At 71.5% G+C, this 13,889-nt stretch carries 17 protein-coding genes; 8 read left to right on the top strand and 9 right to left on the bottom strand.

Annotated elements, in window-relative coordinates:
• Positions 1–9: 9 nt before the first annotated feature.
• Both OG302_RS15780 and OG302_RS15775 read right to left on the bottom strand, forming a co-directional pair.
• Positions 10–852, bottom strand: a complete 843-nt coding sequence (locus tag OG302_RS15780) for a tetratricopeptide repeat protein (RefSeq protein WP_371527372.1) — start codon at positions 850–852, stop codon at positions 10–12.
• Between the two features lie 69 nt (positions 853–921).
• On the bottom strand, positions 922–1,398 hold the full coding sequence (locus tag OG302_RS15775) for a DUF2000 family protein (protein WP_371527371.1): 477 nt from the start codon (positions 1,396–1,398) through the stop codon (positions 922–924).
• Between the two features lie 49 nt (positions 1,399–1,447).
• On the opposite strand from OG302_RS15775, the gene OG302_RS15770 reads away from it, so the two are divergent.
• Positions 1,448–2,254: an AraC family transcriptional regulator gene (locus tag OG302_RS15770; RefSeq protein ID WP_371527370.1), complete on the top strand. Its 807-nt coding sequence runs from the start codon at positions 1,448–1,450 to the stop codon at positions 2,252–2,254.
• Here OG302_RS15770 and OG302_RS15765 read toward each other — a convergent pair.
• On the bottom strand, positions 2,247–3,083 hold the full coding sequence (locus tag OG302_RS15765) for a tetratricopeptide repeat protein (RefSeq protein ID WP_371527369.1): 837 nt from the start codon (positions 3,081–3,083) through the stop codon (positions 2,247–2,249). The genes OG302_RS15770 and OG302_RS15765 overlap by 8 nt on opposite strands.
• A gap of 36 nt (positions 3,084–3,119) precedes the next feature.
• On the bottom strand, positions 3,120–4,139 hold the full coding sequence (locus tag OG302_RS15760) for a GNAT family N-acetyltransferase (protein ID WP_371527368.1): 1,020 nt from the start codon (positions 4,137–4,139) through the stop codon (positions 3,120–3,122).
• A gap of 143 nt (positions 4,140–4,282) precedes the next feature.
• On the opposite strand from OG302_RS15760, the gene fdxA reads away from it, so the two are divergent.
• Positions 4,283–4,603: a ferredoxin gene (gene fdxA / locus OG302_RS15755; protein ID WP_030573070.1), complete on the top strand. Its 321-nt coding sequence runs from the start codon at positions 4,283–4,285 to the stop codon at positions 4,601–4,603.
• 106 nt (positions 4,604–4,709) lie between these two features.
• The gene (locus OG302_RS15750; protein ID WP_371527367.1) at positions 4,710–5,828 is read left to right on the top strand and encodes a bifunctional succinyldiaminopimelate transaminase/glutamate-prephenate aminotransferase; all 1,119 of its coding nucleotides are present in this window, start codon (positions 4,710–4,712) and stop codon (positions 5,826–5,828) included.
• 82 nt (positions 5,829–5,910) lie between these two features.
• Here OG302_RS15750 and OG302_RS15745 read toward each other — a convergent pair whose 3' ends face one another.
• Positions 5,911–6,381: an ATP-binding protein gene (locus tag OG302_RS15745; RefSeq protein WP_361833251.1), complete on the bottom strand. Its 471-nt coding sequence runs from the start codon at positions 6,379–6,381 to the stop codon at positions 5,911–5,913.
• Positions 6,382–6,684: 303 nt separating this feature from the next.
• Positions 6,685–7,608, bottom strand: a complete 924-nt coding sequence (locus tag OG302_RS15740) for a heavy metal transporter (RefSeq protein ID WP_371527366.1) — start codon at positions 7,606–7,608, stop codon at positions 6,685–6,687.
• A gap of 62 nt (positions 7,609–7,670) precedes the next feature.
• On the opposite strand from OG302_RS15740, the gene dapE reads away from it, so the two are divergent.
• Together dapE and OG302_RS15730 are read left to right on the top strand one after the other, a co-directional pair.
• A complete protein-coding gene (gene dapE / locus OG302_RS15735; protein WP_371527365.1) occupies positions 7,671–8,762 on the top strand; it encodes a succinyl-diaminopimelate desuccinylase in 1,092 nt (363 codons plus the stop codon).
• Positions 8,763–8,849: 87 nt separating this feature from the next.
• Positions 8,850–9,605 (top strand): TIGR00730 family Rossman fold protein, encoded by a 756-nt coding sequence (locus tag OG302_RS15730; RefSeq protein ID WP_371527364.1) that lies wholly within the window; start codon positions 8,850–8,852, stop codon positions 9,603–9,605.
• A 63-nt stretch (positions 9,606–9,668) separates the two neighbouring features.
• Here the strand turns inward: OG302_RS15730 and folP are convergent, their stop codons facing one another.
• Positions 9,669–10,529 (bottom strand): dihydropteroate synthase, encoded by an 861-nt coding sequence (gene folP, locus OG302_RS15725; protein ID WP_371527363.1) that lies wholly within the window; start codon positions 10,527–10,529, stop codon positions 9,669–9,671.
• Between the two features lie 124 nt (positions 10,530–10,653).
• On the opposite strand from folP, the gene OG302_RS15720 reads away from it, so the two are divergent.
• Positions 10,654–11,076 (top strand): DivIVA domain-containing protein, encoded by a 423-nt coding sequence (locus OG302_RS15720; protein WP_371527362.1) that lies wholly within the window; start codon positions 10,654–10,656, stop codon positions 11,074–11,076.
• Positions 11,073–11,663 (top strand): DNA-3-methyladenine glycosylase I, encoded by a 591-nt coding sequence (locus OG302_RS15715; protein WP_371527361.1) that lies wholly within the window; start codon positions 11,073–11,075, stop codon positions 11,661–11,663. Before OG302_RS15720 ends, OG302_RS15715 begins: the two co-directional genes overlap by 4 nt.
• Positions 11,664–11,685: 22 nt before the next feature.
• Here the strand turns inward: OG302_RS15715 and OG302_RS15710 are convergent, their stop codons facing one another.
• On the bottom strand, positions 11,686–12,486 hold the full coding sequence (locus OG302_RS15710) for an enoyl-CoA hydratase/isomerase family protein (protein ID WP_371527360.1): 801 nt from the start codon (positions 12,484–12,486) through the stop codon (positions 11,686–11,688).
• Between the two features lie 320 nt (positions 12,487–12,806).
• Between OG302_RS15710 and OG302_RS15705 the strand changes: the two genes are divergently transcribed.
• Positions 12,807–12,974, top strand: a complete 168-nt coding sequence (locus OG302_RS15705) for a DUF3117 domain-containing protein (RefSeq protein WP_003966491.1) — start codon at positions 12,807–12,809, stop codon at positions 12,972–12,974.
• Between the two features lie 99 nt (positions 12,975–13,073).
• Here the strand turns inward: OG302_RS15705 and OG302_RS15700 are convergent, their stop codons facing one another.
• Positions 13,074–13,772 carry an O-methyltransferase gene (locus tag OG302_RS15700; RefSeq protein ID WP_371750131.1) on the bottom strand — a complete coding sequence of 233 codons (699 nt, stop codon included), beginning with the start codon at positions 13,770–13,772 and terminating at the stop codon, positions 13,074–13,076.
• Positions 13,773–13,889 lie beyond the last annotated feature (117 nt).

Raw genomic sequence — 13,889 nt, 5'->3', positions numbered from 1 at the left:
CCACGGGGCTCAGTTCATCATCGCCCGTGCCCCGATGGCCTCCTGACGCAGCCGCACCGCCGCCGCCTCATCGGTGTCCTCCAGGGCGTCGGCATACGTCTCGATCTCGGCGGCGCCCGCCATGAAGTCGCCGCGCCGGACCAGGAGTTGCGCCCGGTCGTAGTGCAGCCGGTCCGAGTGGGCGGGCAGCAGCAGGGAGAGTTCGACCGCCCAGAGCGCGACATCCGAACGCTCGGGGCGGGCCGCCGCCCACGCGCGGATGTTGTTGAGGACGCGCAGGACGATGTCGAGGGGTCCCGCGGGGCTCAGCATCGACGGCACGAGCGGCGCGCCGGTGGCCCCCGCCACCAGCAGCTCCGCGTCCGTGGTGGACAGGACGTGCCCGCCCGCGAACGGGTTGGCGAGGACCTGCTCGTCGCGCGCGCCGAAGCCGACCACGAAGTGGCCGGGCAGGGCCACCCCGTGGACGGGTACGCCCGCACGCCGGGCGACCTCGATCCACACCACCGAGAGCAGGATGGGCAGACCCCTGCGCCGCCGCAGCACCTCGTGCAGGAGCGCCGAGCGGAGGTGCTGGTAGTCGCCGGGTCTGCCCTTGAACCCGTAGCGCGTGCCGAGCAGTTCGGCCAGTGCGAGCGCCCAGGACCGGGGGCCGCCGGCCTTGTCGGGCAGCCGCTCGGTCAGCTGGTCGGCCAGGCGGTCGAGGATGCGCGGCGTCGCGCGCATGCCCGCGTCGTCGAGACCGGGGTCGGCCTCCGCGGCGATCAGCAGGCACAGCAGCGCGAGATCGGGCCGTGCGGCCCGTGCCTGATCGGCGAAGAGACGTCGCCGCTCCGGGGATTGGGGGTGCATAGCTGCTTCGTGCCCTGCCGGGCCGATCGATAGCGCTCCGATCTCGCCCCGCGCCGGTGCTCCCTTCGGTCAAGGGTGCATCCGGGCCCCTTTGAGGACCTTGTCCACGGCGTTGCGCGGACCGTGGACGAGCATCCCCACCAGGTCGAGCTGGTCCGTGGGCACCGCCCGCACCGCGGCCCGGTTGTCCCGGTCGTTGCCGGTGGCGAACAGGTCGGACGTGAAAAGCGCCCTCGGCAGCGAGCGGGACAGGGCCCGGCCGTGCGCCGCGGTCAGCGTCTCCTTCGAGCCCTCGAAGACGAGCACGGGCTGGCGGAACATCGGCAGATAGGGGATGCCGTCGGCGTCCTCGTACGGCTCGCCGACCACCTCGGGCACCGCCGTGCCGAGCCCGCTGACCAGGAACGCGGTCACGTTGAGGCGCTGCCAGGGCTCCAGGTCGTCACGGAGCAGGACGGCGATCTTCGTGTCGAAGCGGACGGGCGCCGGGCCCGTGACCTCGGCGGTCTCTGTCCCGGCGGCTTCTGTCTCAGCGGTGGTTCTCATGTCTTGAGACTGCCGAGTGGACGCCTGCCGCGTCTTGTACGTTCTTTGCATGGTGGCCCGGCAGGAGATTTCCGCATGGCGCCCGCCGGTCGCGGGTGTCGTGGAGGTCTTCCACGCCCACTTCACCGAGCACGCGTACCCGATGCACGTCCACGACGCGTGGACCCTGCTGATCGTGGACGACGGAGCCGTCCGCTACGACCTGGACCGCCACGAGCACGGCACACCGGGCGACACCGTCTCCCTGCTCCCGCCCCAGGTCCCGCACAACGGCTCGCCCGCCACCCCCGACGGCTTCCGCAAGCGGGTGCTCTACCTGGACATGACACAGCTCGACGCGAGCTTCATCGGCCCAGCGGTGGACGGCCCCGACCTCGTCGACCCCGTCCTGCGCGGACGCGTGGGACAGCTGCACGCGGCCCTGGCGCGCCGGGGCGACGAGCTGGAGGCCGAGAGCCGCCTGGCCCTGATCGGCGAGCGGCTGCGCGGCCACCTGCGCCCCAGGATCACCACAGGCACCCCCGGCGACACCGGCCGGGGAGTCGCCCAGAACCTTCGCGACCTCCTCGACGAGCGGCTGTTCGACGGCGTGACCCTGGCCGAGGCCGCACGCCTGGTCCACGCCCACCCCACGCATCTCGTACGCGCCTTCAGCGGGGCGTACGGCATCGCACCGCACCAGTACGTGATGTCCCGCCGCGTCGACCACGCCCGCCGTCTCCTCCTGGCGGGGCAGCCGCCGGGCGAGGTGGCGACCGCCGCCGGTTTCTACGACCAGTCGCACCTCACCCGGCACTTCAAGCGGGTGGTGGGCATCGCGCCGGGGCGCTACGCCCGCACGGGCGCCGTCAGTTGAGCATGGCCCGCGCGGCCCGCGCCTGATCCCGCACCCGGTCCGCGGTGGTCGGCTCCACCGTCGTCACCACATCGGCGTACTCCTCCAGCTCCGCCGCACCGGCGAGGAAGTCGCCGCGCTGGACGAGTAGTTGGGCCCGTTCGTAACGCAGCCGCGCCGGGTGGGCGGGCAGCAGCAGGGAGAGTTCGACCGCCCAGAGCGCGACGTCCGAGCGCTCGGGGCGGGCCGCCGCCCAGGCGCGGATGTTGTTGAGGATGCGGAGCACGATGTTCAGCGGATCGGCGGGCGTCAGCATCGAGGAGGACACCGTGCCGCCCGACGAGCCCGCCACCAGCAGCTCCGCGTCCTCGCGGGTCAGGAGCCGCCCGCCGGCGAACGGGTCGGTGAGCACCTGCTCCTCGCGCGCGCCGAATCCGACCACGAAATGACCGGGCAGCGCGACGCCGTAGACGGGTGCGCCCGCCCGCCGTGCCACCTCGATCCACACCACCGAGAGCAGGATCGGCAGACCGCGGCGGCGCTGCAGCACCTCGTGCAGGAGGGAGGACTCCAGGCGCTGGTAGTCGGTGGGCGTTCCCATGAACCCGCACCGCGCGCCCAGGAGTTCGGCGAGCGCGACCGCCCACGCCCGGGCCCCGCCGGGCCGGAAGGGGAGCTGCCCGGCGAGCCGGTCCAGCTCGATCTGCGCCGCGTCGATGTCGTCGTCCCCGAGCTCCGGATCAGCCTCCGCGCTCAGCAGGAGGCACAGCAGGGACAGGTCGGGCCGTTCGGACCTGGCCTCCTCGGCGAACCGCCGCCGGGACGCGGCGGTCCTTGACTCCTCGTGCATGCGTGCCTCGTGCCTTACTTACCGAGCCGCCCGGAGTCACCGAGCCGACGGGTATCGATAGTGGTGGTACGTGTGGTGCGCGGCGAAGCCAAGACCGCCGTACAGCGCTCGCGCACCCTCGTTGTCGTCCTCGACCTGCAGCCAGGCCGCCGAAGCGCCTTCGGCGAGCGCCTGCCGGGACAGCGCGGCCATCACCGCGGTCGCCAGTCCCTGCCTGCGGTGCGCCGGATCCACCTCGACCGCCATGAATCCCGCCCAGCGCCCGTCCACGACGCACCGCCCGATCGCCGCGGGCCCCGCGTCCCGAGAGGCCCCGGGCACGGAAGCGAACCACACCGACGGGCCGCCCGCCAGCACCTTGTACACATGGGGTCCAGGTACTCCGGATCGTTGGTACCGCCGCAGCCACGCCTCGTCGAGGGTGCGCGCGAGACGCACCTGCTCCACCCCTGCTCCGGGCGCTTCCAGATCGCCGAGGGGCGCGAGGGCGCCGATGTGGAGCTCCGCGCTCACCTCGCGCTCCCAGCCCCGCTCCGCCAGCTCCGCACAGAGCATCTCCTGGGTGCCCGCGGCCCCCGTCGCGGTCTGGATGTACGCGGGCAGCTCCCGCGCCGCGTACCACTCGCGCACGTAGTCCAGGGCGTCGTCCAGCGGCCGTCCCGGATCGCCCGTCGGAAGCACCGAGTTGGCCCGCCGGGTGAATCCGGCCGCCGCCCGCAGCTCCCACTCGCCGAGCGGCTCGCTCTCGACGGGCTGCCAGGCGCGCGCGGCCACCCGCGCCAGTTCGGCGTACGAGGCGGCCGGGCCGCGCCTGCGGGCCGGGGCGGCGGGGACGACCTTGCCCGCGACCAGGGCGGACTCCTCGATCCGGACACGCTCACCGTCGCGCCGTGTGATCAGTACCACACCGTCATTCCACGATGTGAGAACACCCACCGTGTCGGTGAACTTGCCGTCCGTACCAGTCCCTTCGTACAGGCGCCGCACGGAGACCCGTTTGCCCACGTCAGTAGGGGTAATGTGCACCTCAAGCCGTCCGCCCGCAGTGAATTCCACAGCTCTGTACGCCCCTCCTGTTCGGATCATGCCCGGGAACGGAGATACTAGGGGCGGGCATCGACGACGCCGCGCTCCCGCGCGCCAGGCGAGCGGAGCCTGAAGACGGCCCGCCAACGCCCGTATCGAGGAGGAACGACAGCGTGACCTACGTCATCGCGCAGCCTTGTGTCGACGTCAAGGACAAGGCGTGCATCGAGGAGTGCCCGGTCGACTGCATTTACGAGGGCTCCCGGTCCTTGTACATCCACCCGGACGAATGCGTCGACTGCGGAGCCTGTGAACCGGTATGCCCGGTCGAGGCGATCTTCTACGAGGACGACACTCCTGAAGAGTGGAAGGACTACTACAAGGCGAACGTCGAGTTCTTCGACGAGCTCGGATCGCCCGGTGGTGCCAGCAAGCTCGGCCTGATCGAGCGCGACCACGCCTTCATCGCCGCATTGCCGCCGCAGAACCAGTAACGGCAGCTTGAAGCGCCGCCCCGGTCCCGTACGGCACAAGCCGCCGTACGGGACCGAGGCATTTGTCCATACACGCAGTACGTACAGGCAGTACGGGAGTCAGCACGTGTCCGTAGTCTCCGATCGCCTTCCCACCTTCCCCTGGGACAAGCTCGAGCCCTACAAGGCCACGGCGGCCGCCCACCCCGGCGGCATCGTCGACCTGTCGGTGGGCACCCCGGTCGACCCGGTCCCGGAGCTGATCCAGAAAGCGCTGATCGCGGCGGCGGACTCACCGGGCTACCCGACGGTCTGGGGCACCCCCGAGCTGCGCGACGCGATCACCGGCTGGTGCGAGCGGCGCCTCGGCGCGCGCGACGTCACGCACCGCAACGTGCTGCCGATCGTGGGCTCCAAGGAACTGGTGGCCTGGCTCCCGACGCAGCTGGGCCTGGGCCCGGGTGACGTCGTCGCCTACCCGCGGCTCGCCTACCCGACGTACGAGGTGGGCGCACGGCTGGCCCGCGCGGAGTACGTCGCGTACGACACGGAGACATTTGCGGCTGCCGCCGCGGGCACCGAGCTCGACCCGACCAACCTCAAGCTCCTGTGGCTCAACTCGCCCTCGAACCCCACCGGCCGCGTCCTGTCCAAGGACGAGCTGACCCGCACGGTCGCCTGGGCGCGCCAGCACGGCGTGCTGATCGTCAGCGACGAGTGCTACCTGGAGCTCGGCTGGGAGGCGGAGCCGGTCTCGGTGCTGCACCCGGACGTGTGCGGTGGTTCGTACGAGGGACTCGTGGCCGTCCACTCGCTCTCCAAGCGGTCGAACCTCGCGGGCTACCGCGCGGCGTTCGTCGCCGGTGACGCGGACGTCCTCGGCGACCTCCTCCAGATCCGCAAGCACGGGGGCATGATGACGTCCGCGCCGACGCAGGCGGCGGTCGTCGCGGCGCTCGGCGACGACCAGCACGTCCACGAGCAGCGCGAGCGGTACGCGGCCCGGCGCGAGGCCCTGCGCGACGCCCTCCTGAAGCACGGCTTCCGCATCGAGCACAGCGAGGCGAGCCTCTACCTCTGGGCGACCCGTGACGAGTCCTGCTGGGACACCGTCGGGCACCTCGCGGAGCTCGGCATCCTCGTGGCACCCGGCGACTTCTACGGCCCGGCGGGCGACCGCTTCGTCCGCGTGGCCCTGACCGCGACGGACGAGCGCGTGGCAGAGGCGGTCGCACGGCTCGCCTGAGCCGTCGACCGGGCCCGGGGGCACGGACGCGACGAGGGCCCGGAGCCAGTGGCTCCGGGCCCTCGTCGCGTGTGGGCGGTGATCAGCCGAGCGGCAGGCTCTTGACCGGCAGCTGGTCGGTGGGCAGGCCGCCCTTGGTGACCGCGTCCGTCGGCAGGCCCTCGCCGACGGCGTCGGTCGGCAGGCCGTCCTTGGTGGCCGTGCCCGCGGTCTCGCCGACCACGTCACCGGCGTTGCCCGCGAGGTCGCCCGCGGCCTTCTGCGCGACGGGAGTCGTGGTCTTGGCGCCCGATCCGACGACCTTGCCCGCGGTCGGGACGCCCTTCTTCACGGCCTTGCTGCCGGTCTCACCCGCGAGACCGGTGGTGTTCTGAGCCGCGCCGTCGACGGTGTTGCCCAGACCGGCACTGTCCAGGGCGGTCACACCGCCCAGGTCGGGGGTGGCCGGAAGCTCGGCGGCGCTTGCGGAGCCGGCCGCACCGACCACGGGAGCCGCCCCCGCTGCGATGAGCAGCGCGGCGCGGGCGATCCGGCGGGTCAGGGGGAGGGACATGATGCTCCTTCAGACGGGAGAGAACGTGGGTGTGTCCGGCCGGATGGGGTCCGGCGCTTGGACGCAGTGACTACCGCTCGAAGCCCTCGAAGGTTGCGGTGGCCCAACGCAAAGAATTCGCAATGCATCGCATAATCGGCTGTGGATAAAAACGGGCAAAGCGATCAACGTGCGCGGGTCTGCTGAATCGTCAATGCACTGTGTCCGCAAGGGGTCCGGCGGATGCGGGGAGGGATGCGCGAAAGGGTGGGCGGCCCATCGCCCGTAAGTGATCAGCGTGACTCGATCGGGTGATCCGCCGTACTACTGCCCAACGACAATTCGGACCTCGTCCGTGCCGGTCCCGGCGCCCGCGCGCGGCTCGCCCTTGCCTGACTTGCCCGGCTTGCGCCACTCCTGCCCGGAATCCGTGGCGCTCCACTCCCGGCCGCCGTACGAGACGCGCTCGATGCCGAGCGTGGCCGCCTGGGCCACCGCCCAGTGCGCGAGCTCCCAGCCCCGCTGCCCGGAACCGCCCTCCGCGGTGCCCGCCGTGGCGCTCACCGGCACGGTGAGCGTGCTGCCGCGAGCGCTCTCCGGCGCCACACCGCGGCCGAAGTCGCGGACCAGGGCGGCCCGCACCTTCGCCGGGTCGCCCGGCTCGTCGGCCGTGCGGGCCTCGCAGGTGAGGGTGGCGGGGGCGCGGCCCGTCAGCGCGGCGGCGAGCAGCGCGGCGTCCGGCTCGTGCTTCGCGTACGCCTGGGGGTAGCCGCTGCGCTGCACGCGCTGCGCGGCGACGGTCAGAGGCAGCCGTGAGTAGCCCGGGACGTCCTTGAGATGGGCGTAGAAACGCGCCGCCGAGTACGCGGGATCCATGATCTGCTTCTCGTTGCCCCAGCCCTGTGAGGGCCGCTGCTGGAAGAGGCCGAGCGAGTCCCGGTCGCCATGGCTGATGTTGCGCAGCCCCGACTCCTGCAGGGCCGTCGCCAGGGCGATCGTGATCGCACGCTCCGGCATGCCGCGGGAGGTGCCCACCGCGGCCACCGTCGCCGCGTTCTGCGCCTGCTCGGCACCGAACTCGTACGACGCCCCGTCGCCGTTGCCCGAGACCACCTGGCAGCGTGGAGCGGCCTTGCCTCCAAAGACGTACTGGACGACCACATAGGCCACGAGCGCGAGGAGGACCGCCACGGCGGCCCCGATGCGCAGGAGGCGGCCGCGCCGGACGAGGGTGGGGGGCTCAGGCACGCGACCAAGGTACTGGAGGCCACCGACAGGGCGGCGCGAGGAGGGGCGTTAGGGTCGCAGCCATGGCTCAGACCTCACCCGACGCATCGCTCGACCTCACGCTCGACGCTGCCGCGCTCACCGCCCAGCTGGTCGATTTCCCGTCGCCGAGCGGCCAGGAGAAGGCCCTCGCGGACGCGATCGAGACGGCCCTGCGCGGCCTGCCGCACCTCACGGTCGACCGGCACGGCAACAACGTCGTGGCGCGCACGAACCTGGGCAGGGCCGAGCGCGTGATCCTCGCCGGGCACATCGACACCGTCCCGATCGCGGACAACGTGCCCTCGCGCCTCGACGAGGACGGCATCCTGTGGGGCTGCGGGACCTGCGACATGAAGTCGGGCGTCGCCGTCCAGCTGCGCATCGCGCAGACGGTGACCGAGCCCAACCGCGACCTCACCTTCGTCTTCTACGACAACGAAGAGGTCGCCGCCCACCTGAACGGCCTGGGCCATGTCGCCGAAGCCCACCCCGACTGGCTCGCGGGCGACTTCGCGGTCCTCCTGGAGCCGACGGACAACCAGGTCGAGGGCGGCTGCCAGGGCACGCTGCGGGTCTTCCTGAAGACGAAGGGCACGCGTGCGCACTCCGCGCGCGCGTGGATGGGCTCGAACGCCATCCACAAGGCCGCGCCGATCCTGGCGAAGCTCGCCGCGTACGAGCCGCGCAAGCCGGTCGTCGACGGCCTGCGGTTCCACGAGGGCCTCAACGCCGTACGCGTCGAGGGCGGTGTCGCCACCAACGTCATCCCCGACGAGTGCACGGTCGTCGTGAACTTCCGCTACGCCCCGGACCGCACCGAGGACGAGGCGCTCGCCTTCGTGCGCGACTACTTCGCCGACTGCGAGATCGACGAGTTCATCGTCGACGACCACACGGGCGCCGCGCGCCCCGGCCTCGACCACCCGGCCGCCGCGGCCTTCATGGCCGCCGTCGGCGGCGAGGCACACCCCAAGTTCGGCTGGACGGACGTCTCCCGCTTCAGTGCGCTCGGCGTGCCCGCGGTGAACTACAGCCCGGGCAACCCGCTGCTCGCCCACAAGATCGACGAGCGGGTGCTCGCCTCACTGATCCCGGAGGCCGAGGAGCGGCTGAGTGCCTGGCTGACATCCTGATTTCCCGCAAGGGTGCGCCGCCTGTAACGCCCGTAGACCTACGCTGAAGCGGCACGTCGAGCAAGACCGTCAGCGGAAGGGGACGTCATGGGTAGTCCAGAAGGGCAGTGCCCGCCGGAGGAGCAGCACTTGGGGCCTGTGGTGCGGCGGCGTGAGCAGATCACCCCCGGCACGACGGACCAGCGGCTCCTCGACACCGATGCCGAAGGCGAGTCGGAGTGGGTGCACACCGACCCCTGGCGGGTCATGCGCATCCAGTCGGAGTTCGTGGAGGGCTTCGGCGCGCTCGCCGAACTCCCCAGCGCCATCAGCGTCTTCGGATCGGCACGCACACCGGTCGGCTCGCCCGAGTACGAGGCGGGCGTCCAGATCGGCAAGGCGCTGGTCGACGCGGGCTTCGCCGTGATCACCGGGGGCGGCCCCGGCGCCATGGAGGCGGCCAACAGGGGCGCCCGCGAGGCCAAGGGCGTCTCCGTGGGCCTCGGCATCGAGCTGCCCTTCGAGCAGGGCCTGAACGAGCACGTCGACATCGGCGTGAACTTCCGCTACTTCTTCGTGCGGAAGACCATGTTCGTGAAGTACGCGCAGGGCTTCGTGGTCCTGCCCGGCGGCCTCGGCACCCTGGACGAGCTCTTCGAGGCCCTCACCCTCGTCCAGACCCGCAAGGTGACCCGCTTCCCGATCGTCCTCTTCGGCTCCGCGTACTGGGGTGGACTCGTCGACTGGCTGCGCGACACGGTGGTGGCGGGCGGCAAGGCCTCGGAACACGACCTGCACCTCTTCCACATCACGGACGACGTGGACGAGGCGGTCACGCTGGTCACCAAGGAAGTCGGCCGCTAGCGGTCCTGGCCGCACCGGGCGGGCATCCGCTCCGCCCGCCCGGTGATCCACCGGCTCCCGGTCCTACGCGAGCCCCCTGCGGGCCACGGCGGGCTCCCGGTGCCCCGCGATGGTAGCGACCATGTCGAGGACCTGCCGGGTCTCCGCGACCTCGTGCACCCGGTACACCTGCGCCCCCAGCCACGCCGAGACGGCGGTCGTGGCCAGCGTGCCCACGACTCGCTCCTTGACCGGCTTGTCGAGCGTCTCACCGACGAAGTCCTTGTTGGACAGGGACACCAGCACGGGCCACCCGGTCTCCACCATCTCCCCGAGCCGCCGCGTCGCCTCCAGCGAATGCCGCGTGTTCTTACCGAAGTCGTGCCCGGGGTCGATCATCACGGACTCCCGCGGCACCCCGAGTGCGACCGCGCGCTCGGCGAGGCCGAGGGTGACCGAGAGGATGTCGGCCATGACGTCCTCGTACGCGCGGCGGTGGGGGCGGGTCCGCGGCTCGGCGCCGCCCGCGTGCGTGCACACCAGGCCCACGCCGTACCGCGCGGCCACCTCGGCGAGCCGGGGGTCGACCCCGCCCCACGCGTCGTTCAGGACGTCCGCACCGGCCTCGCAGACCGCCTCGCCGACATCGTGCCGCCACGTGTCGACGCTGATGACGACATCGGGGAACCGCTTGCGCACCTCGGCGACGAAACCGACCGTCCGCCGCGTCTCCTCCTCGGCCGTCACCTCCTCGCCGGGGCCGGCCTTGACCCCGCCGATGTCGATGATGGCGGCGCCCTCGGACACCGCCTGTTCCACGCGGGCGAGCGCCGGCTCGTCGCGGAACGTGGCGCCCTGGTCGTAGAAGGAGTCAGGGGTCCGGTTCACGATCGCCATGATCACCGGCTCGTGCGCGTCGAATTCACGCCTGCCAAGCCTGAGCATCCCCTGTGAGCCTCCTCTGTCGGTGCCGCGGTTCGGCCGCCTGCGACCTTAACCGTCACAGGCTCATGGCACGATCGGACCCTGACAGTTTCAGCACGGCAGTCGAGCGTGGGGGCCTGAAGAGATGGTCTTGTTCTTGTTCCTGGTCATCGCCCTCGTCGTGGTGGTCGGCGCGGTGACCCTGGCCGTGGTGGGCGGAGGGGAGCGCGCCGCGCTGCCCGACGTCGCGGCGGAGCGGTTCGTCGACCCGCTGCCGCCGGACCGTGCCCTGCGCCGCGCGGACGTGGAGGCGCTGCGCTTCCCGCTGACCGTGCGGGGCTATCGCATGATGGACGTGGACGAGGCCCTCGGCCGCCTCGCCGCCGAACTGGCCGAGCGGGACGCCCACATCGCGGAGCTGGAGGCGGCACTCGCCGGCGCCCAGGCCACCGCGGTCGGCGGTCCCGGCCTCCTGAAGACGCACGCCCCGGCCGCGCTCCAGGGCGAGACGGCCCCGAGGGACACAACCGAAGAGGCTGAAGGGGCCGAAGAGGAGGGCGGGCGATGAGCGGCGACGCCGTGGCGGGTCCCGACGGCAGACTCCGCTGCCCGTGGGGCCTCTCGACCGAGGACTATGTGGCGTACCACGACGAGGAATGGGGCCGCCCGGTCCACGGGGACGACGCCCTGTACGAACGGCTCTGCCTGGAGGCCTTCCAGTCGGGTCTCTCTTGGATCACGATCCTGCGCCGCCGCGAGGGCTTTCGCGCCGCCTTCGCCGGTTTCAAGATCGCTGAGGTCGCGCGGTTCACGGACGCCGACCGGGAACGCCTCCTCGCCGATCCCGGCATCATCCGCAACCGCGCCAAGGTCGACGCGACCCTCGCCAACGCGCGCGTGCTCGCCGACTGGTCCGAGGGGGAGCTCGACGAACTCATCTGGTCGCACGCGCCGGACCCGGCATCCCGCAAGGCCCCGGGTGTGCTGGCCGACGTACCGGCGATCACGCCCGAGTCCACGGCCCTGTCCAAGGAGCTGAAGAAGCGCGGCATCCGATTCGTCGGCCCCACCACGGCCTACGCCCTGATGCAGGCCTGCGGTCTGGTGAACGACCACCTGGAGGACTGCGTGATCCGCGTCCCCCGGGGCCGCTAGGCCACCGCAGGCCCGTCAGGACCTACCGGCCGAGGTACTTGGGCTTCGCCTTGTCCAGGAACGCCTGGACGGCGATCGCGTGGTCCTCGGACGCGCCCGCCTTCGCCTGGAGCTCGTCCTCCTTCTCCAGGGACTCCTCCAGGGTGTGGCCCGCCGCGTAGGCGAGCGACTCCTTGAGGGCCCCGTAGGCGAGGGTCGGGCCCTCGGCCAGGATGCGGGCCAGCTTCTCGGCCTCGGCCGCCAACTCGGCCTCGGGGACGACCTTGTTGGCGATGCCCAGGTCGTACGCCTCCTGTGCGCCGATGTTGCGCGGGAACAGCAGCAGGTCGCTCGCGCGGCCGGGCCCGATCACGCGCTGCAGCGTCCAGGAGACGCCCGAGTCGGCGGTCAGCGCGACCCCGGCGAAGGACGTGTTGAAACGCGCGGTGTCCGCGACGATCCGGTAGTCGGCGGCGAGCGCGAAGCCCAGGCCCGCCCCGGCCGCGACGCCGTTGACGCCCGCGACGACCGGCTTGGCCATCCCGGTCAGCGCGCGCAGCACGGGGTTGTAGTGCTCCCGGACCGTGCTCATCGTCTGTCCGGTGCCCGCCGCGCGGTCCGCCATGAGGGAACCGACGTGTTCTTTCAGGTCCTGTCCCACACAGAAGGCGCGCCCGGTCGCGGTGAGCAGTACGGCACGGACCGCGGGGTCCGACTCGGCCGACTGCACCGCATCCCGCAGCGCGACCTTGGCCTCGACGTTCATCGCGTTCATCGCCTCGGGGCGGTTGAGCGTGATGGTCGCGAGACCGTCGCTCACCTCGTAGAGCACGGTGTCGGCCATGGTGAATCCCCTCCAGTGGTCCTGCGCCGGTCATCTTTGTCGGAGCCCAGCATGACGGAGATCATCGGGCTCCGACATGAGGGGAGATATGTGACCTGCGTCAAAGAATTCCTGGCCGTGGAGGCGTAAGAGGCGGCGCAGTATCGCAGCCACATCGCCGAATTGAGTGGTTTTGCGGGCGCGCGTTGCGCAAGCGATGCAGACCGATGTTGGTCATCGGGTCCCGCGATGCGGGATAATGGCCTGGAAGCAATGTGTTCGATGCCGGTGACACCTGGGTTGTCGGCTGCGATGAGCTGGTTTCAGGAAGGGGAACGAGCATGGCGGCCATGAAGCCGCGGACGGGCGACGGCCCGCTCGAGGTGACCAAGGAGGGGCGGGGCATCGTCATGCGCGTTCCGCTCGAAGGCGGCGGACGACTTGTCGTCGAACTGACTCCGGACGAAGCCGATGCACTCGGCGACGCCCTGAAGAAGGTCGTCGGCTGACGCGGAAGCGCCCACACTTTTTCACTGCCCCGGCATCGTACAAACGTGCCGGGGCAGTGCTATTCGCGGGGTTGGGGGTGCCCGGGCAGCGCGCCGGGGTCAGCGCTTGACGGCGCAGAGCAGGCCGTCGCCCACCGGGAGCAGCGCCGGCATCAGGTCCTGGCTCTCGCGCACGGTGCGCAGGAGCTCGCGGATGCGCAGCACCTCGGCGGGCTGCGGACCGGAGTCCACCGTGCGGCCGTCGGAGAAGGCGCCCTCGAAGCAGACGAGCCCGCCGGGCCGCAGCAGGCGCAACGATTCAGCGAGGTAGTCCAGGTACTCCGTGCGGTCGCCGTCACAGAACACGAGGTCGTAGCCGCCGTCCGCGAGGCGCGGCAGTACGTCGAGTGCGCGGCCGGGGATGAACCGCGCGCGATTGCCCGCGAACCCGGCGGCGCGGAAGGCCTCCCGGGCGAACTGCTGGCGGTCGGGCTCGGGGTCGACGGTGGTCAGGACGCCGTCGGGCCGCATCCCGTGCAGCAGGTGGAGCCCGGACACGCCCGTGCCCGTGCCGATCTCGGCGACGGCCTTGGCGTCCGCGGTGGCGGCCAGTATGCGCAGCGCGGCGCCGGTACCGGGAGACACCGAGGGCAGGCCCGCGTCCTGGGCCCGGTCACGGGCCCAGCGTGTGGCCTCGTCCTCGGCGACAAAGGCGTCGGCGAACGCCCAGCTCGTCTGCCGGTTGCCGGTAATGGCCCTCTCCTGTCCCCGTGGATGCCTGGCCGTGACTGTATCCGTTGGGGGTGGGAACCCGCAGATGGGACCGGGCGTTTAGTAGGGGTAGGCGGACGCCGGGGGTAACGAATGGATCAAGACTGGCGGCGGGCCCTTCGACCAGGCAGGACACCTGGCAGGAAGCCCGTACCAAATTCCAGT

The sequence above is a fragment of the Streptomyces sp. NBC_01283 genome (assembly GCF_041435335.1).
In the GTDB taxonomy this organism is placed as follows: Bacteria; Actinomycetota; Actinomycetes; order Streptomycetales; family Streptomycetaceae; genus Streptomyces.
The sequence above is the reverse complement of the archived record's forward strand: the minus strand, read 5'-3'. Positions and strand labels throughout refer to the sequence as shown.